The sequence below is a fragment of the Amycolatopsis sp. NPDC005003 genome (assembly GCF_053600695.1).
In genome coordinates this window covers 18,961-44,089 of sequence record NZ_JBSGAI010000058.1, presented here as the reverse complement: position 1 = coordinate 44,089, position 25,129 = coordinate 18,961, and the positions used below count along the sequence as shown (strand labels likewise).

The following is a 25,129-nucleotide window of genomic DNA, read 5'->3' as shown; positions in this document are numbered from 1 at the left end:
ACCTCAGGCCGTGGGAACCGCGGTGCGCAGCCGGTCCCGCAGGTCGTCGGCCAGCGCGTCGAGGCCGCCCGGGCCCGCGGTGCCGAAGACGTGGTAGTCCGGCCGCACCAGCATCGAAGCCGCTCCGAAGCGGGCCAGGAAGGGCCGGTAGACGTTGTCGGTGTCCACGGCGTCGTCCAGCCGGACGACGTGGGTGCCGAGGTCGGCCAACACCTCCGCGGGAGCGTCTTCGGTGGTGAGCAGCACGAAACCGCGGCCGATGACGTCGTCGAACAGCCCGGTGGTCCCGGCCAGGCTGACCCGGCCCTGCGGCACGACCACGCCCGCACCCGGGCTCTCGTGCAGCAACCCGCCGGTGAGCGGTTTCGCCGGTTCGGGACGGCCCGCGGGCTTGCCACGGCGGTTGGCCAGCACGGTCGCGTCCCGCTCGGCGGCGGCCGCCGGGTCCGTCACGCAGATCACGCGGCCCAGCTGGACCGACGACAGGATCGCCTCGCGAGCCTGCTCCCGGCGTTCCTCGCCGTAACTGTCCAAAAAGGACTCCGGGGCCAGGTCGCGGAGCGTGAGGTCGAGCTTCCACGCCAGGTTGGTGACGTCCCGGATGCCGGAACACAGGCCCTGCCCGGCGAACGGCGGCATGAGGTGCGCCGCGTCGCCGGCGAGCAGGACGTGCCCCACCCGCCACCGGTCCGCCCACCGCGCCTGGAAGATGTAGGTGGTGCTGCGCAGCAGGGTCGCGGTCTCGGGCGTGACGCCGAAGGGTGCCATCAGCCGCCACGCCGTCTCGTCTTCGTTCAGCGCCGCCGCGGTCTCGCCCGGCAGCCGCATGAACTCCCAGCGGCGGCGGCCGGGCCCGCTGCCCACCAGTGTCGTGGGCCGCGCCGGGTCGCAGATCTGCACGTTCGTCGGCACGAATTCGCGTGGTTCCTTCAGCTGGACGTCGCAGAGCAGCCACTCGTAGGAAAAGCCGAGGTCGGTCACCGGCACCTCGAGGTGCTCGCGCACGAAGCTGTTGGCGCCGTCGCAGCCCACGACCCACCGCGCCGACAGCGTCCGCGAGACGTCGTCGGAATCAACGGTGGTGACCTGGACGAGCGAGCCGTCGGCGATGGCCACGACTTCGTGCCCGCGGAGCACGGTGATCCCGGGCAGGTCGGCCACCCGGGCGGCGATCAGCTCTTCCAGCGCGGGCTGGTGCATGGTGTTCGCGTCGGGCCAGCCGTACGGGCCTTCGGTGGTGAAGGCGATGTCGAGCAGCGTCTGCCCGTCGGCGGTCTGCCACTGGTAGCCGTTGGCCGGGGCGGTGATCCGCCCGAGGTCCGGGCCGATGCCGGTGGCGGCCAGCAGCCGGGCGGTCTCGCCGTCGAAGCTGGTCGCCCGCGGCAGCCGGTACGGCCGGGGCCGGCGCTCCAGCACGGTCACCCGCCAGCCGCGCTGGGCCAGCAGCACCGACAGGGTGGCGCCGATCGGGCCGTTGCCGACGATGACGACGTCCGTGTCCGTCAAGAGAGCCTCACAAGGCGGGTCAGCTGGTCGCGCAGGCAGTCCAGACGTTGCGGCAGCGAGGGATCACCCTCCGGCCAGCCCAGGTCGAGGCCCACCCGGCCGCCGAAGCTGCTCAGCACGTAGCCGCCGAGCGCGACGGTCTCCCGCATCCGGGACGCCGAGTGCAGGTTGGTCAGCCGCAGCCCGTCCGGCGTCCGCATCGGCGGGACGACGCCCCAGTTCATGACGCTGACCACGGCCAGCGCGAGTTTCGGGTCCCACGGTTTCGCGGCCGCGGGCCGGGAGAACATGTCCAGGATGCTGCGCTGCACGGAACCGTCGGCGAGACCGGCCCGCAGCTGATCGCCGATCGCCCGGCCGATGACGACGGCGTCGGGCGCCAGCCCGGCCGGCACCTCGAAGCCGGCCCCGCCGAGCACGTTCGTGCCTTCGGTCGCACCGACCGGGGGCGTCAGCCTGCTGCGCAGGTTCACCGAGTACCGGTGGACGAGGTCGGTCAGCGACATGTCCCGGATCTCGGCCTCGGCGAGCAGCACCGCACCCGACACCAGGCCGTTGATCGTCACCTTCTCGCGGTGCCCGAGTTCCACCAGTGCCGCCGTCTCGGCCTCGGTCAGCCGGAGCTGCACGACGGGCCGGGTGACGGGATCCGGCCGGGCGCCCGCCGGTGGGGCCACCGCGGTGGCCGGCCCGTTCGCGTGGATGCCGCGCTCGGCCAGCAGGTCCTCCAGCGACTGCGGAAAGGGGTGGCGGCCCAGGTCGAGCGGCACGCCCTCGACGACGTCGGTGTAGCAGGACCACAGCGTCGAGAGGAGCGCGGTGGCGTGGTGGGCGTCGGCGACGCTGTGCTGGATCGCCAGGCAGACACCGGCCTCGTCGCCGTCCCGGACGACGTTGAGCGCGCTCAGCGAGCGGCTCTGGTCGAGGTTCAGCCCGGCCAGCGGCCGGTCGGTGGCACCGTCGGCGAACCGGATCTCCGGCGGCGCGTCGGACTCGGTGAGCACCGCGCGGCCGGCGTCGAACTCCACCCGCGCCGAAAGCTGCGGGTAGGCGCGGCAGACCGCTTCGAACGCCGTGGTCAGCGCGTCCGGGTCGAGCCGGCCCTCGGCCCGCACGGTGTACCCGATGTAGGCCTCTTTGGCGGCGTGGATGCTTTCGCTGGGCGCCAGCGCCCGCCGGACAGCGGCTCGCGTCACGGCTTGCCTCCCGTGGACAGCGCGACGCCGGCCAGCTTCTCCGTGATCGTCGCGATCATCGGGGCGGCCTGGTCGACCAGGAAGAAGTGGCCGCCCGGCAGCACCCGCAGTTCGGCGGGCCCGGTGGTGTGCTCCGCCCAGGCGCGGGCCTCCTCGACCGACACCCGCGGATCGCGGTCGCCGGTGAACACCGTGACCGGGCAGTCCAGCCGCCGTCCCGGTTCGTGCCGGTAGGTCTCGACCGCGCGGTAGTCGCTACGGATCGCGGGCAGCACCATGGCCAGCAGCTCCGGGTCGGCGAGCATGGCCGCGTCGGACCCGCCCAGCTTCCGCAGCTCGGCGACGAGCCGCTCGTCCGAGGCGCCGCGGAAGTCGTCGTCGCGGTAGCGCGACGGCGCCCGCCGCCCGGACGCGAACAGGTGCGCCGGCGCGGGCAGCCCGGCTTCGGCCATCCGCAACGCCAGCTCGTAGCCGATGATCGCGCCCATGCTGTGCCCGAACAGCGCCAGCGGCCGGTCGTCCGGCGGGCGCAGCACTTCGAGGAGCCGGTTCACCAGCCCGCCGATGCTGTCGACGGGTGGTTCGTGGCGCCGGTCCTGGCGGCCCGGGTACTGGACCGCGAGGACCTCCACCGCGGGAGCGAGAGCCTTGGCGAGCGGGAAGAAGAAGCTGGCCGAGCCGCCGGCGTGGGGCAGGCACACGAGCCGGGCTCGCGCGTCCGGTGTCCGCTCGAAACGGCGTAACCACTTCTCGGTGTCTGGTCGGTGCACGGGGGACTGCCTTTCGGGGCTAAGCGAGTTTCAGGGGGAGCGTCTTGGTCCGGGTGAACGCCGGCCGGAGGATCCACGGGATCTCCTCGCGGGGCACGGCGAGCGCCAGGTCCGGGAACCGGGTGAACAGCCCGTGCAGCGCCACCTCGGCCTCCTGGTAGGCGAGGTGCTGGCCCAGGCAGCGGTGGATGCCCTTGCCGAAGGACAGGTGCAGCTCGTTGGCGACGCTCAGCCGGTCGACGATCAGCTTGTCCGGCTCGTCGAACTTGCGCGGGTCGGTGTTGGCGGCCAGCAGCAGCGGCGCGACCGGCGTCCCCCGCGGGATCGTGACGCCGCCCAGTTCGACGTCCTCGGACGGGAAGCGCGCCTGCGTGAACTGGAGCGGGCCCAGCCGCTGCAGCTCCCGCACGGCCTGCGCCCACAGCGTCGGCTCGGCCTTGAGCCGGGCGAGCTGGCCGGGGTGCTCCAGCAGGAAGAGCACAGAGTTCCCGATCAGGTACGTCGTCGTCTGGTGCCCGGCGGTGACGAGGCTGAACAGGATCCCGACGATCTCGTCGTCGGACACCCGGCCGGGGTCCTCCGCCTGGGCCTGCACGAGCGCGGTGACCAGGTCGTCCTTCGGCTCGACGCGCCGGCGGGCCATCAGCTCGCGCGAGAGGGCGATGCACTTGCGCAGTGCGGGCGGGATGCTGGGGCCGTCCATCGTCGCCATCGCGTTGCCCCAGGCGTGCCAGGCCGCGCGGTCGGGCTCGTCGATGCCGACCAGCTCGCAGATGACCGTGACCGGCAGCGGGAAGCAGAACTCCTCGACGATGTCCACCGGCGAGCCGTCCTTGCCCAGCTCGGCCATGTGGTCGAGCAGGTCCGCGGTGATCTTCTCGACGCGCGGCCGCAGCGCGTTGACGCGGCGCGCGGTCAGCGCGTAGGAGACCAGCTTGCGCAGCCGCGTGTGGTCCTCGCCGTCGGCGGTGTTGAGCTTGTTGGCCATCCACGGGATGAGGTCTTCGGGGAAGTTCATCGCCTTGAAGACGCCGTCGCGGATGTCGGCCAGCGGCGAGTCGGCCGGCGGGTTGGTGAGGAAGCGGGGATCGGTCAGGACGGTGAGGACGTCCTCGTAACGGGTGGCCAGCCACATGTCCGGGCCACCCATCATGGTGCCGATGTTCAGCGTCCCGGTGTGCGGCAACGGCTCTTCGCGCAACCGCGCGTACCAGCCGAACGGGTCGGCGACCACTTCCGGGGAGAACAGGTCGACCGGCTCGGCCGAAGGCTTGGCGGTGGCGGTCATGGCCATCCCTTCCGTTCGCGTGGAGCGTGCCCGGGTCGGACGGTAGGGAAGCGGTGCCCAGCGGGGCATCCCCCAACCTGGCAGTGCTCGGCTGTGTGTCCTTTATGGATGGTCGGAGCACTATCAGGACGAGGGATGCCGTGGCCCGCCGTGTCTCCCATAGCCTGCGGACAACGATGCCGAGACGATGCTTAGGGGTACTGGTGACGAAGCCGACTCCGAACGAGATTGGTAAGGGCTACGACGCTTTCGCGGACCTGCTCGACCAGCTCTGGGGTGAGAACCTGCACCACGGGTACTGGGACGACGAATCCGCGACGCTCGAAGAGGCCACCACGCGGCTCACCGACCGGCTGGCCGCCATGCTCCCGCTGCGCGCGGGCGACCGGCTGCTCGACATCGGCTGCGGCAACGGTGAGCCCGCCATCCGGATGGCCGTGGCGAACGACGTCATGGTCACCGGCATCTCCATCAGCGAAAAGCAGGTGGAGCGGGCGAACGACCGCGCGTACAAGGCCGACGTCGACGACCGGGTCGTCTTCGAGTACGCCGACGCGATGGAGCTGCCGTACGAGGACGGGTCGTTCGACCTCGTCTGGGCGCTGGAGTCGCTGCACCACATGCCGGACCGCTGGCACGTGATCCGCCAGGCGGCCCGCGTGCTGCGCCCGGGCGGGCGGCTGGCCCTCGGCGACTTCCTGCTCGTGCCGGGCCCCGCCGGGCTGGAAGCCGACGCCGAACGCGTCCGCGAGGTCGGCAAGGGTGTGGTGTCGGTCGTCTCGCTCGACGAGTACCACGCCCACCTGCGTGAAGCCGGCCTCGAGCCCGAGCACAGCGAAGACGTCAGCGAGTACACCCGGCCGTCGTGGACCAAGGCGGCGGAGCGGTTCGAAGAGCTGCGGGAAGAGGCCCTGCAGCACATCGAGGCCGCGCAGTTCGAGGTCACGCTCGGCCGGTTCCGCGCGTTCAGCGAGGAACCGTCGCTGGGGTACGTCCTCCTGACCGCGCGCAAGCCCGACTGAGGGAAGCCCGAAACCATGCAGATGACGGAAGAGAACCTCCGCGGCCTGTTCGGCCGGATGACGGGGGACGAGAAGCACGGCTGGGCCGCGGCGTCGACGCTGCACGCGATCTGGGTGCTCTACGAACGCGTGCTCAACGTGTCGCCGTCGACCATCGACGACCCCGACCGCGACCGGTTCTACCTCTCCAAGGGCCACGGCCCGATGGCCTACTACGCGGTGCTCGCCGCGAAGGGCTTCATGCCGCCGGAGACGCTGGACACCTGGCGGCAGTGGGGTTCGCCGCTCGGCATGCACCCGGACCGCACCCTCGCGCCCGGCGTGGAGATCAGCGCCGGTTCGCTGGGCCACGGCCTGCCGCTCGGCGTCGGCACCGCGCTCGGGCTGCGCGCCCAGGGCCGCGACGCCCGCGTGTTCGTCCTGCTGGGCGACGGCGAGTTCGACGAGGGCAGCAACCACGAGACGATGGCGATCGCCGGACGGCTCGGGCTGGACCGGCTCACCGCGATCGTCATCGACAACAAGACGGCCAGCCTCGGCTGGCCGGGCGGCATCGCCGGGCGCTTCGAGCAGGAGGGCTGGGCCGCGGCCACGGTCGACGGCCGCGACCACGACGAGCTGGAGAAGGCGCTGACCGGGGAGACCGACGGGCGGCCGCGCGCGGTCGTCGCGGAGATCCTCCCGGTCGAGGAAGGGAGCACCGCGTGACCGCCCAGGTGACCAGGAAGCAGATGCGGACCGTCTTCGCCGAATCGGTGATCGAGTCGCTGGCCACGGACCCGCGGGTGGTCATGCTGACCGCCGACATCTCGTCGTGGTTCTTCTGGGACGTGAAGAAGGAGTTCCCGGACCGCGTCCACAACTTCGGCATCCGCGAGCAGGCGATGATCGACATCGCCGGCGGCTTCGCGCTGGCCGGCCAGCGGCCGGTGGTGCACACGTACGCGCCGTTCCTCGTCGAGCGGCCGTTCGAGCAGCTCAAGATCGGCCTCGGCCACCAGGACGTCGGCGCGGTGCTGGTCAGCGTGGGCGCCTCCTACGACGACCCGTCGTGGGGCCGCACCCACCAGGCCCCCGGCGACGTGGCCCTGCTGGACACGCTGCCGGGCTGGACGGTGCACGTCCCGGGCCACGAGGACGAGGTCGCGCCGCTGCTGAGCCAGGCCATCGCGGGCGACAACCGCGTCTACGTCCGGCTGTCCGAACGCGCGAACAGCGAAGCGGTGCCGGTGTCGGACAAGTTCGCGGTGCTGCGCCAGGGCCGCGCGGGCGTGGTGGTCGCGGTCGGCCCGGTGCTGGACCAGGTCCTGGCCGCGACGGCCACGGCGGACGTGACGGTGCTGTACGCGTCGACCATCCGCCCGTTCGACCACGCCGGCCTGCGCGCGGCGGTGACCGCGTCGGCGCCGAACGTCGTGCTGGTCGAGCCGTACCTGCGGGGCACCTCGGCGTTCGAGGTCACCGAGGCGCTGGCGGACGTCCCGCACCGCCTCCGCTCGTTCGGCACGTGGCGCGACCGCGAGGCCCGCGTGTACGGAACGGCCGAGGAACACGACCGCCTGTTCGGCGTGGACGCCGAGTCCCTGGCGGATTCGATCGCCCGCTTCGTCGGCTGACCCGCGAGCGGGACCCCACCGGCTCCACGCCGCACCGGCACCCCAGACGGTGCGGCGTGGAGCCGGCTTTCGCCGTGTCACCCCGCCAATCACGCGAGATGCCCCTCCAGTCACGCGCGATGCCCCTCCAGTCACGCGAGATACGCCCCCAATCACGCGAGATACGCCCCCGATCACGCCTGGTGCCCCTTCCGACACCCGGACATGGGAAGGCCCGGACCGCCGTCGTGCGGTCCGGGCCTTCTCGGCGGTGTCCTAAGGGGCGTCCCAGGCGATCGGCAGCGAGTGCACCCCGTACGTCAGCATGTCGTTGCGCAGCGGAACCTCCTCCGGCGGCACGGCCAGCCGCAGGTTCGGCAGCCGGCGCAGCAGCTCGGCGTAGCCCGCCTGCATCTCCATCCGGGCCAGCTGCTGGCCGAGGCACTGGTGCACGCCGTGGCCGAACGCCAGGTGGGGGCCGCGGGGGCGGGTCAGGTCGAGGTCCGGGTCCGGCCACTGGCGCTCGTCGCGGTTGGTGGCGACCACGGAGACCACCACCGTCGAGCCCGCCGGGATGTGCTCGCCGCCGAACTCGAGGTCCTCCTTGGCGAACCGGAAGATCCCCGGGTTCACCACGGACAGGTAGCGCAGCAGCTCCTCGACGGCGTCGGTGATGCGGTCCGGGTGGTCGCGCAGCGTGGCGAGCTGGTCCGGGCGCTGGAGCAGCACGAAGATGCCCAGCCCCAGCATGCTCGCCGTGGTGTCGTAGCCGGCGATGAGCAGCAGGTTGGCGATGTTGATCAGCTCGTCGTCGGTGAGCGCGGGGTCGGCGCCGGCGTGGTGGATCAGGCCGGAGAGGAGGTCGCCGGCGGGGTGGTCGCGCTTGTCCGCGACCAGTGCCTGCATGAACGCGCGCAGGGCGTCGGCGTTCTTCACCGCCTCCGCGACCGGCTGGTTCATCTGCAGCAGGGCGGACGCGCGCTGCTGGAACTCCGCCCGGTCCTCGTAGCGCACTCCGAGCAGTTCACAGATCATCAGCGACGGCGCGGGGAACGCGAATTCGGTCATCAGGTCGGCGGTGGTGCCGCCGGCCAGCATGGCGTCCACCCGTCCGGCGACGATTTCGTCGATCCGGGCGCCGAGCTCGCGGATCCGGCGGACGGTGAACTGCCCGGTGAGCAGTTTCCGGTACCGAGTGTGCTCCGGGGGGTCCATGTTGATGAACGACCCGGCGCGCGCTTTGTCGTCGCGCAGGCGCTCCCGGAATTCGGCCGACAGTTCTTTGAACCGCGGGTGGTACCGGAACCGGTCGGAGGAAAAGCGCGGGTCCGAAAGCACCGCGCGCGCTTCCTCGTACCCGGAGACGAGCCAGAAGGGATCGCCGGCGGCCAGTGTCGCCCTGGCGACGGGACCCCGTTCGGCCACGGCCACCAAAGCGGGCGGCACGTGGAACGGATCCTCGCGCCGGACGAACTCCGGGGGCAGCGGTGAGCGCAGCGATTCGTTGCTGGGCGCGTTTTCGGTCACGTTGATCGTCACTGCGGAGGAACTCCATTCCCGGATCGCCGGACAAGCCTCGGCCGCGAGCCTAAGTTCCCCGCGGCCGGGCGGGCATCCCTCGGTCTGATAGGTCTCCGGCCGCAACTATCAACGTGGGGGTTGGTGGCCCACGGCGGCATCGACAGCATGAGGTGGTCCGGCCCCCTGCTGAGCGAGGTGTGTCCCGTTGCCCGACGTCCTTCTGCTGAACGGTCCCAACCTGGGTGTGCTGGGCCGGCGCGAGCCGGAGATCTACGGCACCGACACGCTGGCCGACATCGAAAAGATGGTCGCCGAAGAGGTGCGTCCCCACGGGTGGGACGTCGTGCCGATCCAGCGTGACGGCGAAGGTGAGCTGGTCGGCGCGATCCACCGGCACCGCGACACGACGGTCGGGGCGATCGTCAACCCCGGCGCGTTGATGATCGCGGGCTGGAGCCTGCGCGACGCGCTGGCCAGCTACGAACCGCCGTGGGTGGAGGTCCACCTGAGCAACGTGTGGGCGCGCGAGCGGTTCCGGCACGAGTCGGTCATCGCGCCGCTGGCGAGCGGGGTGGTGGTGGGTCTCGGCGCCTTCGGCTACCGCCTGGCCGCGCGGGCGTTGCTGCACCTGTCCGCCGAATCGGGGAATGTACTGCGCTGATTGCGCCAGCCGCCCTCGGTGCCCCGGAAGCAGCCCGCGAACGGCGCTTTCCGGGTATTCACCTTGACCTGGTGTTCCCCCATGGTCCAGTCCACCGTTATCGTGAACATCATCTTCGGGCCTGGTTGGTTGACTACTAACCGTTTGCCCGCTAGTCCATCGGGCTGATTCGGGCCGGTCGCTATCCGCGAATTTCCTTGTGCGACAAGCAATACGCCGCTTATTCACCATTTCGAAAGGTGTGATCAGGGTCACATGGTCGGTGACGACCGGCTGAGCCGAAGCTAGTGTGGGTCGCACAAGATGTTAATTTCTGACGAATCAAACCTGGGGAGGTTGTGGTGGTGCGCCCCGGTGCGTCTTCCGGGTGTCACCACACGCTGATTTCACCTTCCGCGCTCCGCGCGAACACTGTTTGACGCGGCGCGCACACATTGGGGGGAACGGCCCCTACGGGGCGTGCCGTTCATGCTCGGTGTCGGGAGAAATCCCCTGCAGCTGCGGCGCGCCGTGAAATCGATTCCGCTCCGTCTATGCCTGGGGGATAGCCGATCGATGTTGGACGTACCGAACTTGCAAATGCCACAGAATCCGTTCGCCGGATTCGGTGACGATTTGATGCAGCGGTCCTGTGACACCGCTGGGTTCCTCCGCCGCTCCGCCTCGTCGTGGTTCAACGGGCGGCTCGACGCGGGCCTGCACTGCGCCAGGGCCGCGGCGGAGGGCACCCGCCCGGAATCCGACGAACTCGGCCAGCTGGCTCGGTTCTGGTACGTCGGATTGCTGATCAAGGCCCGGGACCTCGACGCCGGCCGCCGGGTGCTCGAGTCGGCGGAAGCGGGCCGGGGCGGGGCGGCCTCCGACCGCATGACCGCCGTCGCGCACAACGCGCGGGGCAGCCTGCTGTTCGCCATGGGCAGCGTCGACGACGCGATGGACGAGATCAGCACCGGGCTGCGGATCGCCGAGAGCTGCGGCGACCGGTCGCTGCGGCCGCCCAGTTACGTCGTGCTCGCCCTCGGGGCGCTGCGCCGCGCGGACATGCGGGCGTGCCGCCACTTCGTCGACAAGCTGTCGGACGAAGCGCTGCTCGGTTACTTCGGGCAGGCGCCCGGAGCGTGGGTGGCCGCGCAGGCGGTCGAGGCCCGCAGCGGGGTGGAGAGCGCGGCGAGCCTCATCGCCGGGATCGTCACGAACCCGGTGGTGCTCCGGCAGCTGCTGGTGTCGGAACCGGCGGCGGCGTCCTGGCTGGTGCGCGCGTGCGTCAAGCTGGACGCGCTCGACCTGGCGAAGGCTTCGGCGGAAGAGTCCGCCGCACTGGCCGCCGAGCAGCCGGAGTTCAGCGTGATCCGCGGCTCGGCCCTGCACGCGGCGGGGCTGCTGGAGCAGGACGCGGCCAAGCTCCACGAGGCGGCCGACATCCACCCCGACCGCTGGTGCGCGGCCTCGGCGCGCGAGGACCAGGCGAGCCTGCTGGCCGTCCGGTGCTCCGAACGCGACCGGACGATCCGGATCCTCGAGTCGGTCCTGGACGCCTACACGGCGGTGAGCGCGACGAGGGACTCCGCCCGGGTGGTGAACAAGCTCCGCGAGTACGGCGTCCGCCGCGGCACCACCCGCACGGTGGAGTGCGAGGGCACCGTCCCGCACGGGCTGACGAACACGGAGTTCGCCGTCGCGGAGCTGGTGAGCCAGGGCCACACCAACAACGAGGTGGGCAGGCAGCTGTTCATCTCCCGGCACACCGTGGCGTTCCACCTGAAGAAGGTGTTCCAGAAGATGAACCTCACGTCGAGGGTGGAGCTGGCGGCGGCGTGGAAGGTGTTCTCGTGAGGCGGTGAACGCGGTGGGCCGGTCGGTCCCCCGGGCGGTCGGGTGCCGTGCCGGGCGGGATGACCGGGTAGCCGAGCGGGCACGAAGCGTGGTCACGCCGCAGTGGAGGGCGGCGCGGTCCCGAGGAGTCCGCAGACCAGTGGTCCTGAGGTGCCGGGGGCCGGCGGTGGCCGGGCCGCCGGGTGGAGAGGTGCCCTCCGTCCCGGCGGCGCTGTGGTGCCCGGGCGCCCGGGACGGGCGGGCAACTCGCTCCGACGGTCCCGTAAGCGCTCTCCCGCGCCCCCGTGCCACCCCCCGATCCGCGAATCCGACACGCCGGCACGCCCGGTCGCGGTCCGGTTCGGTGGCGTTCGCCTCACCGGCCCGGCCGCCGGAAAACCCCAGGTAGGGCCGCCAAGGTGGCGTTACCGGCCGGTAGCTGGAATGATATTCGGCCGCTCACGCTCCGCTGAACCTCTTCCACGCTGCGCCAACCGGCGGGACCCCCGTGTGGCATCTTGACTGGAAGCGCCGGTGGGGTCACGCTTACTCCCGACGGCGAAACCGGGGCCCTTGCGGGAGGGACCACCGGGTCGCCCGGAGGCATACCTGAAGACGTTGCGAAGCAGGCTGGGCCCCATCGGGAGCGCCCCCTGGACAAGCCGCGACGTTCGGGCTAGACTGCCTCTTTGCGCTGCCCTCTTTCAGGCTGCCCGGAGCCGGTAGTTAGGATAGTGGGCACACGGCACCCTTGACAGTCGCTGATAGCTGTTGCTATGGCGGCCGTCACCGCTCATTGTCCCCGGAAGGACGCATCTTGGCAGTCTCTCCCGCGAACCAGGCCACTGCTGCGACCAACTCGGCTGAATCTCGCTCGGAGGCCACGGGAATCCCCGGCGCGCCCAAGCGGGTTTCCTTCGCAAAGATTCGCGAACCCCTGAACACCCCCAACCTGCTCGACGTCCAGATCCAGTCGTTCCAGTGGTTCACCGGGGACGAAGCGTGGTTCCAGCGCCGTGTCGAGGAGGGTGAGGAGAACCCGGTCGGCGGCCTCGAAGAGGTCCTCAACGAGATCTCCCCGATCGAAGACTTCTCCGGCTCGATGTCCCTGTCCTTCTCCGCCCCGCGCTTCGACGAGGTCAAGGCCTCGATCGAGGAGTGCAAGGACAAGGACATGACGTACGCGGCCCCGCTGTTCGTCACGGCGGAGTTCGTCAACAACAACACGGGCGAGATCAAGAGCCAGACGGTCTTCCTGGGCGACTTCCCGGTGATGACCGACAAGGGCACCTTCGTCATCAACGGCACCGAGCGTGTCGTGGTGTCCCAGCTGGTCCGCTCCCCGGGCGTCTACTACTCCAAGGACATCGACAAGACCTCCGACAAGGACGTCTTCAGCGTCCGGGTCATCCCGAGCCGGGGTGCCTGGCTGGAGTTCGACGTCGACAAGCGCGACACCGTCGGCGTCCGCATCGACCGCAAGCGCCGCCAGCCGGTCACCGTGCTGCTGAAGGCGCTCGGCTGGACCACCGAGGCGATCCGCGAGCGCTTCTCCTTCTCGGAGACGCTGCTGGCCACCCTCGAGAAGGACCACACCGCCGGCACCGACGAGGCGCTGCTCGACATCTACCGCAAGCTCCGCCCGGGCGAGCCGCCCACGAAGGAGAGCGCGCAGACCCTGCTGGAGAACCTGTTCTTCAAGGCGAAGCGCTACGACCTGGCCAAGGTCGGCCGGTACAAGGTCAACAAGAAGCTGGGCCTGTCGACGCCGATCGACAACGGGACGCTGACCGAAGAGGACATCGTCACGATCATCGAGTACCTGGTCCGGCTGCACGCCGGCGAGGACAAGATGACCGCCGCGAACGGCACCGAGATCCCGGTCGAGACCGACGACATCGACCACTTCGGCAACCGCCGCATCCGCACCGTCGGCGAGCTGATCCAGAACCAGATCCGGGTCGGCCTGTCGCGCACCGAGCGCGTCGTCCGCGAGCGCATGACCACGCAGGACGTCGAGGCGATCACCCCGCAGACCCTGATCAACATCCGCCCGATCGGCGCGGCGATCAAGGAGTTCTTCGGCACCTCGCAGCTGTCGCAGTTCATGCAGCAGACGAACCCGATCGACGGCCTGACCCACAAGCGCCGCCTCAACGCGCTGGGCCCGGGTGGTCTGTCGCGTGAGCGCGCCGGCATGGAGGTCCGCGACGTCCACCCGTCGCACTACGGCCGGATGTGCCCGATCGAGACGCCGGAAGGCCCGAACATCGGCCTGATCGGCTCGCTCTGCTCGTACGCGCGGGTCAACCCGTTCGGCTTCATCGAGACGCCGTACCGCAAGGTCGTCGAGGGCCGGGTCACCGACCAGATCGACTACCTGACGGCGGACGAGGAAGACCGGTACGTCAAGGCCCAGGCGAACGCGCCGATCGACGACGAGGGCAACTTCGTCGAAGACCGGGTCATGGCCCGCCGCAAGGGCGGCGAGGTCGAGCTGATCGACCCGCTCGACATCGACTACATGGACGTGTCGCCGCGGCAGATGGTCTCGATCGCGACGGCGATGATCCCGTTCCTCGAGCACGACGACGCGAACCGCGCGCTGATGGGCGCGAACATGCAGCGTCAGGCCGTGCCGCTGCTCCGCAGCCAGGCGCCGTACGTCGGCACCGGCGTGGAGCTGCGCGCCGCGATCGACTCCGGCGACATGCTGGTCGCCGAGCAGTCGGGCGTGGTGGAGGAGCTGTCGGCCGACCTGATCACGGTCATGCACGACGACGGCACCCGCAAGAGCTACAGCCTCTACAAGTTCCGCCGCTCGAACCACGGCACCTGCTTCAACCACCGCCCGATCGTCAACGAGGGCGACCGGGTGGAAGCCGGCCAGGTCATCGCCGACGGCCCGTCCACCGAAAACGGTGAGGTGGCGCTCGGCAAGAACCTGCTGGTCGCGGTCATGCCGTGGGAGGGCCACAACTACGAGGACGCGATCATCCTCTCCGAGCGCCTGGTGCAGGACGACGTGCTGACGTCGATCCACATCGAGGAGCACGAGATCGACGCCCGCGACACGAAGCTGGGCGCCGAGGAGATCACCCGGGACATCCCGAACGTCTCCGAGGAGGTGCTGGCCGACCTCGACGAGCGCGGCATCATCCGGATCGGTGCCGAGGTCCGCGACGGCGACATCCTGGTCGGCAAGGTCACGCCGAAGGGCGAGACCGAGCTGACCCCGGAGGAGCGCCTGCTCCGCGCGATCTTCGGCGAGAAGGCCCGCGAAGTCCGCGACACCTCGCTGAAGGTGCCGCACGGCGAGACCGGCAAGGTCATCGGCATCCGCGTGTTCTCGCGCGAGGACGACGACGAGCTGCCCCCGGGTGTCAACGAGCTGGTCCGCGTCTACGTGGCCCAGAAGCGCAAGATCCAGCCGGGCGACAAGCTCGCCGGCCGGCACGGCAACAAGGGTGTCATCGGCAAGATCCTGCCGGTCGAGGACATGCCGTTCATGGAGGACGGCACGCCCGTCGACATCATCCTGAACACCCACGGTGTGCCGCGACGGATGAACATCGGCCAGATCCTCGAGCTGCACCTGGGCTGGCTGGCTTCGCAGGGCTGGACGATCGAGGGCGACCCGGACTGGGCGAAGAACCTTTCGCCCGAGCTGCGCGACGTCGCGCCCGGCACGAACACCGCCACCCCGGTGTTCGACGGCGCGAAGGAGGAGGAGCTCACCGGGCTGCTCAGCAGCACGAAGCCGAACCGCGACGGCGAGCGGATGGTCAAGGAGAACGGGAAGGCCAACCTGTTCGACGGCCGCTCCGGCGAGCCGTACCCGTACCCGGTGTCCGTCGGCTACATGTACATCCTGAAGCTGCACCACCTGGTCGACGACAAGATCCACGCCCGCTCCACCGGTCCGTACTCGATGATCACGCAGCAGCCGCTGGGTGGTAAGGCGCAGTTCGGTGGCCAGCGCTTCGGTGAGATGGAGTGCTGGGCGATGCAGGCGTACGGCGCCGCCTACACGCTGCAGGAGCTGCTGACGATCAAGTCGGATGACGTGGTCGGCCGCGTCAAGGTGTACGAGGCCATCGTCAAGGGCGAGAACATCCCCGAGCCGGGCATCCCGGAGTCGTTCAAGGTGCTCCTCAAGGAGCTCCAGTCGCTGTGCCTCAACGTCGAGGTGCTCTCCAGCGACGGTGCGGCGATCGAGATGCGCGACTCCGACGACGAGGACCTCGAGCGCGCCGCGGCGAACCTCGGCATCAACCTGTCCCGCAACGAGTCGCCCTCGGTGGACGACGTCGTGCACTGATCCGGTGTCGAGCGGGGACCTGCCTCCCGAGTGAGACACAGGTCCCCGCTCCACCGCCGACCCCTCTCTAGCCGATACAACCCCAAGGGGATTAAGACGTGCTGGACGTCAACTTCTTCGATGAGCTCCGCATTGGTCTCGCCACGGCCGACGACATCCGTCAGTGGTCGTACGGCGAGGTCAAGAAGCCGGAGACCATCAACTACCGGACGCTCAAGCCCGAGAAGGACGGCCTCTTCTGCGAGAAGATCTTCGGCCCGACCCGGGACTGGGAGTGCTACTGCGGCAAGTACAAGCGCGTCCGCTTCAAGGGCATCATCTGTGAGCGCTGCGGCGTCGAGGTGACCCGCGCCAAGGTGCGCCGCGAGCGGATGGGCCACATCGAGCTGGCCGCCCCGGTCACCCACATCTGGTACTTCAAGGGTGTTCCCTCGCGCCTCGGCTACCTGCTGGACCTGGCGCCGAAGGACCTCGAGAAGATCATCTACTTCGCTGCTTACGTCATCACCGGCGTGAACACGGAGCTGCGCCACAACGACCTGCCGACCCTCGAGAACGAGATCGGCGTCGAGCGCAAGAACCTCGAGACCAAGCGTGACGCGGACATCGAAGCCCGCGCGCAGAAGCTCGAAGCCGACCTGGCCGCGCTGGAGGCGGAGGGCGCCAAGTCCGACGTCCGCCGCAAGGTCAAGGAGGGCGGCGAGCGCGAGATGCGCCAGCTGCGCGACCGCGCCGGCCGCGAGCTGGACCGCCTCGAGGAGGTCTGGACGACCTTCACGAAGCTCGACACCCGCCAGCTGATCGCCGACGAGCTGCTCTACCGCGAGCTCGTCGACCGCTACGGCGAGTACTTCACCGGCGGCATGGGCGCGGAGGCCATCCAGAAGCTGGCCACCGAGTTCGACGTCAACGCCGAGGCCGAGAGCCTGCGCGACACCATCCGCAACGGCAAGGGGCAGAAGAAGCTCCGCGCGCTGAAGCGGCTCAAGGTCGTCGCGGCCTTCCAGGCCACCGGCAACGACCCGCGCGGCATGGTGCTCGACGCCGTCCCGGTGATCCCGCCGGACCTGCGCCCGATGGTGCAGCTGGACGGTGGCCGCTTCGCGACCTCCGACCTGAACGACCTGTACCGCCGGGTCATCAACCGGAACAACCGCCTCAAGCGGCTGATCGACCTCGGCGCGCCCGAGATCATCGTCAACAACGAGAAGCGGATGCTGCAGGAGGCCGTCGACGCGCTGTTCGACAACGGCCGCCGCGGGCGTCCGGTCACCGGCCCGGGCAACCGGCCGCTGAAGTCGCTGTCCGACCTCCTCAAGGGCAAGCAGGGCCGGTTCCGCCAGAACCTGCTCGGCAAGCGCGTCGACTACTCGGGCCGTTCGGTCATCATCGTCGGCCCGCAGCTGAAGCTGCACCAGTGCGGCCTGCCGAAGGACATGGCGCTCGAGCTGTTCAAGCCGTTCGTCATGAAGCGGCTGGTCGACCTGAACCACGCGCAGAACATCAAGTCCGCCAAGCGGATGGTGGAGCGCTCGCGGCCGCAGGTGTGGGACGTGCTGGAAGAGGTCATCACCGGCCACCCGGTGATGCTGAACCGCGCGCCGACCCTGCACCGCCTCGGCATCCAGGCCTTCGAGCCGCAGCTGGTCGAAGGCAAGGCCATCCAGCTGCACCCGCTGGTCTGCGAGGCGTTCAACGCGGACTTCGACGGTGACCAGATGGCGGTGCACCTGCCGCTGTCGGCCGAGGCGCAGGCCGAGGCCCGGATCCTGATGCTGTCGGCGAACAACATCCTGTCGCCGGCGTCGGGCCGTCCGCTCGCCATGCCGCGGCTGGACATGGTCACGGGTCTGTTCCACCTGACCCGCCTCAACGAGAACGCCGAGGGCGCGGGCAACGCGTACTCGTCGCCGGCCGAGGCCATCATGGCCTTCGACCGCAAGGCGCTGAGCCTGCACGCCCCGGTCAAGATCCGCATCACCGACCGGCAGCCGGCCAAAGCCGACGAGCCGGCGCTGGCGGAGAAGGGCTGGGAGCCGGGCAAGGCGTGGCTGGCCGAGACGACCCTGGGCCGCGTGCTGTTCAACGAGCTGCTGCCGGCGGACTACCCGTTCATCAACGAGCCGATGCCGAAGAAGCGGCAGGCCGCGATCGTGAACGACCTCGCCGAGCGGTACTCGATGACCCAGGTCGCGCAGACCCTGGACAAGCTGAAGGACGCCGGCTTCTACTGGGCGACCCGGTCGGGTGTCACCGTCGCCATCTCGGACGTGCTCACCCCGGTGGGCAAGAAGGCCATCCTCGACGAGTACGAGGGCAAGGCCTCCCAGGTGGAGAAGCGCTACCAGCGCGGTCAGCTGTCGCACGCCGAGCGCAACAACGAGCTCGTCAAGGTGTGGACGCAGGCCACCGAAGAGGTCCACAAGATCATGGAGACGGCGCTGCCGGACGACAACCCGATCGCCATGATCGTGAAGTCGGGCGCCGCCGGTAACATGACGCAGGTCCGGTCGCTGGCCGGGATGCGTGGCCTGGTGTCGAACCCGAAGGGTGAGTACATCCCGCGTCCGATCAAGGCCAACTTCCGTGAAGGCCTGTCGGTGGCGGAGTACTTCATCGCGACGCACGGTGCCCGGAAGGGCCTGGCGGACACGGCGCTGCGGACCGCCGACTCGGGTTACCTGACCCGGCGTCTGGTGGACGTCTCGCAGGACGTCATCGTCCGCGAGATCGACTGCGGCACCACCCGCGGCATCATGATGCCGATCGGCGAGGACATCGGCGACGGCAAGGTCCTGCGCGACCAGCACGTCGAGACGTCGGTGTACGCGCGGAACCTCGCGACGGACGCGGTGGACGCCAAGGGCAACGTCGTGCTGAACGCCGGCGACGACCTGGGCGACCCGGCCATCGAGAAGCTGCTCGGCAGCGGCATCTCGAAGGTCAAGGTCCGCTCGGTGCTGACCTGCGAGTCGGCCGTCGGTATCTGCGCGACCTGCTACGGCCGCTCGATGGCGACCGGTCAGCTCGTCGACGTCGGCGAGGCGGTGGGTATCGTCGCCGCCCAGTCGATCGGTGAGCCGGGTACGCAGCTGACGATGCGTACGTTCCACCAGGGTGGTGTGGCCGGTGACGACATCACGACCGGTCTGCCGCGTGTCCAGGAGCTGTTCGAGGCCCGCGTCCCGAAGGGCAAGGCGCCCATCGCCGACGTCGACGGCCGCGTGCGGATCGAGGAGAGCGAGCGGTTCTGGAAGATCACCCTCATCCCGGACGACGGGGGCGAGGAAATCGTCTTCGACAAGCTGTCCAAGCGGCAGCGGCTCGCGAACACCCCGAACGGCCCGCTGGGCGACGGCGACCACGTGCACGTCGGACAGCAGCTGCTCGAGGGCACGCCGGACCCGCACGAGGTGCTGCGGGTCATGGGGCCGCGCGAGGCGCAGATCCACCTGGTGGACGAGGTCCAGAAGGTGTACCGCGCCCAGGGTGTGTCCATCCACGACAAGCACATCGAGGTCATCGTCCGGCAGATGCTGCGCCGGGTGACGATCATCGACTCCGGTGCCACGGACTTCCTGCCGGGCGAGCTGCCCGAGCGGACCAAGTTCGAGGCGACGAACCGGGCCGCGGTCGCCGAGGGCGGCGAGCCGGCTTCGGGCCGTCCGGTGCTGATGGGTATCACGAAGGCGTCGCTGACCACGGACTCGTGGCTGTCGGCGGCCTCGTTCCAGGAGACCACGCGAGTCCTGACCGACGCGGCGATCAACGGCCGCTCGGACAAGCTCGTGGGCCTCAAGGAGAACGTGATCATCGGTAAGCTGATCCCGGCCGGTACGGGCATCAACAAGTACCGCAACATCCAGGTGCAGCCGACCGAGGAGGCCAGGGTCGCGGCGTACGCGATCCCGTCCTACGACGACGGTTACTACACCCCGGACGTGTTCGGTACGGGTACCGGTGCCGCGGTGCCGCTGGACGACTACGACTTCGGCCGCGACTTCCGCTGAAGCTGAGTCACGAGAAAGGCCCTCGCCGGGTGTCCGGCGGGGGCCTTTCCTCTTTTCGTCACCCAACCGGGTATTCACCCACCTCGATTGCGGCTAGAGTGAGCCGGTTCACGCGGTTCGGGGGCTTTGCGCGTTTCCAGCGGGTAATCAGGGGTGACTGTTCGTGAACAAATCCAGGGGTGTCAGATCTCTCGCGCGCGGTTTCGCCGCGTTGACGGCCGCGGCCGTGCTGACCAGCGTGTTCGCCGGCCCGGCGGCGGCGGACGAGCCGACGCCGACGTCCACTGTGCCGGTGACGTCCGAAGCGCCGTCCACTTCGGAAGCGCCGGCCACCTCGGAGGCACCGGCGCCGAGTTCCACCCAGCCGGAGAACAAGCCGGCGGCGGCGCAGCCGCAGGACGAGCCCGCGCCACGCGCGCGCATCGAGGTCTCGGTCATCGGCTTCGGGGGCGAGCACGCGTCCGACGAGGACATCCACTTCACGTTCAGGCTGACGAACACCGGTGACGCCACCGCGACCGGTGTCTGGGTCATCCAGCACCTCGACCAGCCGACCGATCTGCAGGTCGGCCCGGTGCCGGGCTGGTACGACCTGACGTCCTACGGGCGGGGGGTCAAGCTCGAGCCGGGGCAGACGTACGAGCTGGCGATGACCGGGCACATCCGGGACATCGGCAAGGACACCGTGCGCTTCCGGGGCGTCGTGTTCGACGGTTCCGGCTCCCCTTCCAACCTGACCTTCGACGAGTCGGCGAAGGTCGTCCGGACCCCCGGTGAGGCGTCGGGTGTCGTGTACGGCGACAAGAACGGCAGTGGCACCCGCGACAGCGGTGAAGAGCTGGCCGGGGTCAAGCTCACCCTGCGGTACGTACACGGCGACGTCACGTACACCGCGACGAGCGATGAGAAGGGCAACCTGACGTTCAAGGTCCCGGCCGCGGACTACTACCTCGGTGGCGACGTGGTCGACGGCTGGCTGTTCCCGTGGCGCATCGTCCACATCGGTGAGGGCACGAAGCTGGACCTGCGCGGCGCACCGCCGTTGAACGGCGCGCTCACGGCGTCGATGAAGTTCACCCAGGACAGTTACAAGGTCGGCGACACCGCGCACCTGACCGTCACGCTGGCCAACTCGGGCAAGATCCCGCTCGTCGGGATCGTGGCCGGCTGCAACCGGGTGGGCAACCCGTACATCCTGCAGGGCGACGGCCCCGGCTGGGGGGATCTGGTCTGGACGCGCGGGGTGACGATCGGCGCCGGGGAAACGCGCGTCTTCGACGTCACCGACACGGTGCCGGAGGCCGCGTTCAACCGCGGCTTCGTCGCGGCCGCCTGCGACTTCGGGTACTCCGAAGTCGACTCCGAGAACCACGTGGAGGCGAACACGCGGGCCGCGGTGCCCGGCGGTGTCGGTGCCCTGATCGGCGACGTGGAAGTCATCTCCGATCAGGGGCAGGTCGTCCGCGGCGTTCCCGGGGTCAAGGTCGTGCTGACCGCCGCGCAGGCTTGCCCGGTCATCGGCGAGCAGACGACGGACGAGAAGGGGCACTTCGAATTCCACAAGCTGGTTCCGGGGCTTGACTACAGTCTCTACCTCCTGCCGCCCAAGGGCTGGAAGATCAAGTACGACAACCCGACCTGGGCCGACGTCTTCGCCCCGGAGAACCGCCCCGGCCGGCTGACGATCCGGGCCGAGGAAGGTGACGCGCCGCTCCCCGTGGTCCCCACCAACCCGGCGGACTGCACTGCCGTGCCCCCGACGTCCACGACCGGCGCTCCCGGCGCACCGGGCGGCACTGGCGGTGGCCAGAGCGGCGGCTCCGGGCTGGCCAGCACCGGCGTCGACGCGATCGGCCTCGGCGCGCTCGCGCTGATCGCCCTCGGGCTCGGTGGCGGCTTGGTGTTCGGCACCCGCCGGCGTCGCCGCGCAGCCTGACGTCGGGCGCGGCCCACCTTCCCAGCCGTCATGAGTGAAACAGTGTTCCACCACAGGGGTGATTGCTCGTGAACAAATCCGGAAGCGCGAGATCTCTCGCGCGCGGTTTCGCGGCGTTGACGGCCGCGGCCGTGCTGACCAGCGTGTTCGCCGGCCCGGCGGCCGCGGAAGACCCGACGCCGGCGTCCACCGCGCCGGCGACGTCCGAAGCGCCGTCCACATCGGAAGCGCCGTCCGCATCGGAGGCGCCGGCGACTTCGGAGGCGCCGGCGCCGAGTTCCACCCAGCCGGAGAACAAGCCCGCGGCGGCGCAGCCGCAGGACGAGCCGGCGCCACGCCCGCGGGTCGCCGTCTCGATCGGCCTCGACAAGGACGTCTACACGTCCGCCGACGATGTCCGCTTCACGGTCAAGCTGACGAACGTCGGCGATGTCGCCGCGGAAGGCGTCAACGTCTACCAGTTCACCGACAAGCCGACCGATCTCGAGGTGACCTACGGATCCTGGGGCGACTTGAGTTCGGGGCAGGGGATCAGGCTGGAGCCCGGGCAGTCCTTCGAGCAGACGGGCGTCGGGCACGTCCGGGACGTCCGGCAGGACACCGTGACCGTCCGGGGCATCTTCTTCGACAAAACCGGCTTCACCGTCAGTTCCGAGTTCGGAACCTCGGCGAAGGTCACCACGGCGCCCGGCGAGGCGTCGGGTGTCGTGTACGGGGACAAGAACGGCAGCGGCACGCGCGACAGCGGCGAAGAGCTGGGCGGGATCAAGCTCACCCTGCGGTACGTGCACGGCAATGTCAGCTTCACCGCGACGAGTGACGCGAAGGGCAATCTCACGTTCAAGGTCCCGGCCGCGGACTACTACCTCGGTGGTGAGGTGGTCGACGGCTGGCTGTTCCCCTGGCGCACCGTCCACGTCGGCGAGGGCACGAAGCTGGACCTGCGCGGCGCACCGCCGCTGAACGGCGCGCTCAAGGCCTCGATGAAGTTCACGAAGGACAGCTACCAGGTCGGCGAGCTCGCGCACGTCTCGGTGACCCTGGCCAACTCCGGGCCGATCCCGCTCGTCGGCATCGTGGCCGCGTGCAACCGCATCGGCGACCCCTACATGCTCAGCGGCCGTACTCCCGGCTGGGGCGACCTCGCCCGGGACGGGGTGACGATCGCCGCCGGGGAGACCCGCGTGATCGACGTGTCCGAGGCCGTCCCGCAGGCGGCGTTGAACCGTGGATTCGTCATGGCCGCCTGCGACTTCGGCTACGAGGAGGTCGACACCGAAAACCACGCGGACACCTTCACGCAGGCGGCGGTCCCGGGCGGCAAGGCCGTCGTCGAGGGCAACATCGGCGTTTTCGACGACCAGGGCCAGGTGAAGCAGGGTCTGGCCGGGGTCAAGGTCGTGCTGGTGTCCGACCAGCACTGCCCGGTGGCCGGCGAGCGGACCACCGACGCGAAGGGCCACTTCGAGTTCCTCGACGTCGCGCCCGGGCCGGAGTTCCAGCTGTACCTGCTGCCTCCGGCGGGCTGGAAGATCAAGTACGAGAACCCGATGTGGGTCGGTGTCTGGGGCCCGCCGGAGAACCACAGCCTGTTGCGGATCGACGCGGAGGAAGGCGACGCGCCCCTGCCGACGGTGCCGGTCAACCCCGCTGACTGCACCGCGGTCACGCCGACGTCCACGACCGGCGCACCGGGCGGGACGGGCGGTGGCCAGAGCGGCGGTTCCGGCCTGGCCAGCACCGGTGTCGACGCGCTCGGCCTCGGCGCGCTCGCGCTGATCGCCCTCGGGCTCGGTGGCGGCCTGGTGTTCGGCGCCCGCCGCCGTCGCCGCGCGGCCTGACGCACGCGAAAGCGCCCCGGTCCACTGTGGACCGGGGCGCTTTCGTCGGTCAGTGCAGGGCGGCCCGGGACACCGGGAAGTCGAAGTAGGTGTCCGGGAACGGCTCACCGTTCAGCGTGAAGTGCCACCACTCCTCGGGCAGGTTGCGGAAGCCCGCCGCGGCCATCGTCGAGCGCAGCAGGTCGCGGTGCTGCCGGGCGACGCCGGTGATCGCCGGGTTGTCGGTGTGGGCGAGCGGGTCGAAGCAGTCGTAGCCGGTACCCATGTCGACGGTGTTGTCGGGGAAGCGCTGGTCCCGCGGCGCGAAGCACGCCTCGAGCGGCTCGCCCGGGCGGTACGGCCGCTGGAACGGCGGCGGGATCCGGACGAGCGTGAGGTCCATCGTGCTGCCGCGGCTGTGCCCGGACTTCTCGGCGATGTAGCCGTCGGCGAAGAGCCGGTCCTTGGCGACGTTCGGGTAGAACTCCGCCTTCATCTTCTCGTCGGCGAGGTCCTCGGCCCACCGCACGAAGTGGTCGACGGCGCGCTGCGGCCGGTAGCAGTCGTACACCTTGAGCGTGTAACCCTGCCGGACCAGCTGCGCCTGCGCCTTCCGCAGCCCTTCGGCGGCCTGCCGGGTCAGGATGCACAGCGGCTGGCGGTACCCGTCGATCCGCCGGCCGACGAAGTTGTGCCGCGTGTCGTAGCGGATGTCCTGCAGGATCGACGGCGCGACGTCGGAGAGCGCGACGAACGCGCCGGGCGTGGTGGCCTGCGCGGGCGCAGGAACGGCGAGGGCGGCCGAGGCGGCGAGGGTGACGGCGAGCGCGCGCATCCGGCGAGTCAAGATCGGCATCCCTCTCGTCTACCAGTTCGGCACCGGACGATCAGCCGCCTTCCGGGCAGCTCTTCGGTCAGGACCTGCCGCCGGCGTTTCCGGTGGCCCGTGACGGCCGGTAGCCGGGCCGTTGTCGGCAAATGTCTCGTCCCGGCGGCCGCGGCGGCGCGGCCAAGATGGGCCGTGGCTGACTCTGTGCCTTTCACGGACAACTTCTCGGACCTCTCGAACACGCAGGGGTACCAGTTCGAGTTCCGCTGTGAACGCTGCGGCAACGGCTTCCGCTCCGCCTTCCAGCGCGACAACATCGAGACCGGCCGGAGCGTGCTCCGCGCGGTGGGCTCGTTCTTCGGCGGGACGCTGCGCGACCTCAGCAATTCGGCCGACCAGTGGCGCTACGACCGCGCGACGAACTCGCCGGCCAAGGACAAGGCACTGGCGGCGGCGGTCGAGGAGATCACGCCGAGCTTCCGCCAGTGCCGCGGCTGCGGCGACTGGATGTGCCACGACCAGTGCTGGAACGAGGAGATCGGCCAGTGCCTGCGCTGCTCGCCCAGCGTCGCCGAGGAGATCTCGCGTGCCCAGGCGTCGGCCCAGCGCGACCAGATCTGGGAGAAGGCCCGCGAGAAGGACTGGACGTCGGACCTGGACATCGACACCCGCGCGAAGGTCACCTGCCCGGGCTGTGGCCTCAAGGCCGACGGCGGCAAGTTCTGCTCGTCGTGCGGCACGTCGCTGGCCCTCAAGGTCACCTGCGGCGGCTGCGGCAGCGAGAGCAACAAGCCGGGAGCGCTGTTCTGTTCCGATTGCGGCGCCAAACTCTGAGCCGGGCC

16 protein-coding genes are annotated in these 25,129 nt (G+C 69.9%); 10 read left to right on the top strand and 6 right to left on the bottom strand.

From position 1 onward, the window contains the following. Positions 1-3 precede the first annotated feature (3 nt). Genes mhpA through ACWED2_RS42310 form a run of 4 tightly spaced genes read right to left on the bottom strand, consistent with a single transcriptional unit; the run spans position 4 to position 4,766 of the window. Positions 4-1,506, bottom strand: coding sequence for a bifunctional 3-(3-hydroxy-phenyl)propionate/3-hydroxycinnamic acid hydroxylase MhpA (gene mhpA, locus ACWED2_RS42325; protein ID WP_449696141.1), 1,503 nt, complete (start codon positions 1,504-1,506; stop codon positions 4-6). Further along, complete coding sequence (locus ACWED2_RS42320) at positions 1,503-2,702, bottom strand: phthiocerol/phthiodiolone dimycocerosyl transferase family protein (protein WP_449696140.1); 1,200 nt, start codon at positions 2,700-2,702, stop codon at positions 1,503-1,505. The genes mhpA and ACWED2_RS42320 overlap by 4 nt, the downstream gene beginning before the upstream one ends. Then, entirely contained in the window at positions 2,699-3,472 is a 774-nt protein-coding gene (locus ACWED2_RS42315) for a thioesterase II family protein (protein ID WP_449696139.1), read from the bottom strand. The genes ACWED2_RS42320 and ACWED2_RS42315 overlap by 4 nt, the downstream gene beginning before the upstream one ends. Positions 3,473-3,491: 19 nt before the next feature. Continuing rightward, complete coding sequence (locus ACWED2_RS42310; RefSeq protein ID WP_449696138.1) at positions 3,492-4,766, bottom strand: cytochrome P450 family protein; 1,275 nt, start codon at positions 4,764-4,766, stop codon at positions 3,492-3,494. A gap of 197 nt (positions 4,767-4,963) precedes the next feature. Between ACWED2_RS42310 and ACWED2_RS42305 the strand changes: the two genes are divergently transcribed. Genes ACWED2_RS42305 through ACWED2_RS42295 form a run of 3 tightly spaced genes read left to right on the top strand, consistent with a single transcriptional unit; the run spans position 4,964 to position 7,398 of the window. Beyond that, the gene (locus ACWED2_RS42305; protein WP_449696137.1) at positions 4,964-5,782 is read left to right on the top strand and encodes a 27-O-demethylrifamycin SV methyltransferase; all 819 of its coding nucleotides are present in this window, start codon (positions 4,964-4,966) and stop codon (positions 5,780-5,782) included. Between the two features lie 15 nt (positions 5,783-5,797). Then, on the top strand, positions 5,798-6,490 hold the full coding sequence (locus ACWED2_RS42300; RefSeq protein WP_449696136.1) for a thiamine pyrophosphate-dependent enzyme: 693 nt from the start codon (positions 5,798-5,800) through the stop codon (positions 6,488-6,490). Next, on the top strand, positions 6,487-7,398 hold the full coding sequence (locus ACWED2_RS42295) for a transketolase family protein (protein ID WP_449696135.1): 912 nt from the start codon (positions 6,487-6,489) through the stop codon (positions 7,396-7,398). The genes ACWED2_RS42300 and ACWED2_RS42295 overlap by 4 nt, the downstream gene beginning before the upstream one ends. Positions 7,399-7,653: 255 nt before the next feature. On the opposite strand, the gene ACWED2_RS42290 is transcribed toward ACWED2_RS42295, so the two are convergent. Further along, a complete protein-coding gene (locus tag ACWED2_RS42290) occupies positions 7,654-8,916 on the bottom strand; it encodes a cytochrome P450 (RefSeq protein ID WP_449696134.1) in 1,263 nt (420 codons plus the stop codon). A gap of 187 nt (positions 8,917-9,103) precedes the next feature. Here ACWED2_RS42290 and ACWED2_RS42285 point away from each other — a divergent pair, with 187 nt between their 5' ends. From ACWED2_RS42285 to ACWED2_RS42260, 6 genes are all read left to right on the top strand, one after another. Next, positions 9,104-9,559 carry a type II 3-dehydroquinate dehydratase gene (locus ACWED2_RS42285; protein WP_449696133.1) on the top strand — a complete coding sequence of 152 codons (456 nt, stop codon included), beginning with the start codon at positions 9,104-9,106 and terminating at the stop codon, positions 9,557-9,559. A gap of 618 nt (positions 9,560-10,177) precedes the next feature. Continuing rightward, a complete protein-coding gene (locus ACWED2_RS42280; protein ID WP_449696132.1) occupies positions 10,178-11,392 on the top strand; it encodes a helix-turn-helix transcriptional regulator in 1,215 nt (404 codons plus the stop codon). A 796-nt stretch (positions 11,393-12,188) separates the two neighbouring features. Then, entirely contained in the window at positions 12,189-15,692 is a 3,504-nt protein-coding gene (gene rpoB, locus ACWED2_RS42275; protein ID WP_449696131.1) for a DNA-directed RNA polymerase subunit beta, read from the top strand. Between the two features lie 98 nt (positions 15,693-15,790). Next, positions 15,791-19,702, top strand: coding sequence for a DNA-directed RNA polymerase subunit beta' (locus ACWED2_RS42270; RefSeq protein ID WP_449696130.1), 3,912 nt, complete (start codon positions 15,791-15,793; stop codon positions 19,700-19,702). Between the two features lie 163 nt (positions 19,703-19,865). Further along, positions 19,866-21,638 carry a hypothetical protein gene (locus ACWED2_RS42265; RefSeq protein WP_449696129.1) on the top strand — a complete coding sequence of 591 codons (1,773 nt, stop codon included), beginning with the start codon at positions 19,866-19,868 and terminating at the stop codon, positions 21,636-21,638. Between the two features lie 68 nt (positions 21,639-21,706). Then, on the top strand, positions 21,707-23,479 hold the full coding sequence (locus ACWED2_RS42260; protein WP_449696128.1) for a hypothetical protein: 1,773 nt from the start codon (positions 21,707-21,709) through the stop codon (positions 23,477-23,479). A gap of 49 nt (positions 23,480-23,528) precedes the next feature. Here ACWED2_RS42260 and ACWED2_RS42255 read toward each other — a convergent pair whose 3' ends face one another. Continuing rightward, positions 23,529-24,314, bottom strand: coding sequence for a M15 family metallopeptidase (locus ACWED2_RS42255; RefSeq protein WP_449696127.1), 786 nt, complete (start codon positions 24,312-24,314; stop codon positions 23,529-23,531). Between the two features lie 165 nt (positions 24,315-24,479). Between ACWED2_RS42255 and ACWED2_RS42250 the strand changes: the two genes are divergently transcribed. Next, the gene (locus ACWED2_RS42250) at positions 24,480-25,121 is read left to right on the top strand and encodes a zinc ribbon domain-containing protein (protein WP_449696126.1); all 642 of its coding nucleotides are present in this window, start codon (positions 24,480-24,482) and stop codon (positions 25,119-25,121) included. The last annotated feature ends 8 nt before the right edge of the window (positions 25,122-25,129 follow it).

What these genes read in the sequence shown, in the direction of transcription:
- ACWED2_RS42300 (WP_449696136.1), top strand. Translation starts at nt 5,798, where the DNA reads ATGCAGATGACGGAAGAGAACCTCCGCGGCCTGTTCGGCCGGATGACG.
- ACWED2_RS42255 (WP_449696127.1), bottom strand. Translation starts at nt 24,314, where the DNA reads ATGCCGATCTTGACTCGCCGGATGCGCGCGCTCGCCGTCACCCTCGCC.
- ACWED2_RS42280 (WP_449696132.1), top strand. Translation starts at nt 10,178, where the DNA reads ATGCAGCGGTCCTGTGACACCGCTGGGTTCCTCCGCCGCTCCGCCTCG.
- ACWED2_RS42310 (WP_449696138.1), bottom strand. Translation starts at nt 4,766, where the DNA reads ATGGCCATGACCGCCACCGCCAAGCCTTCGGCCGAGCCGGTCGACCTG.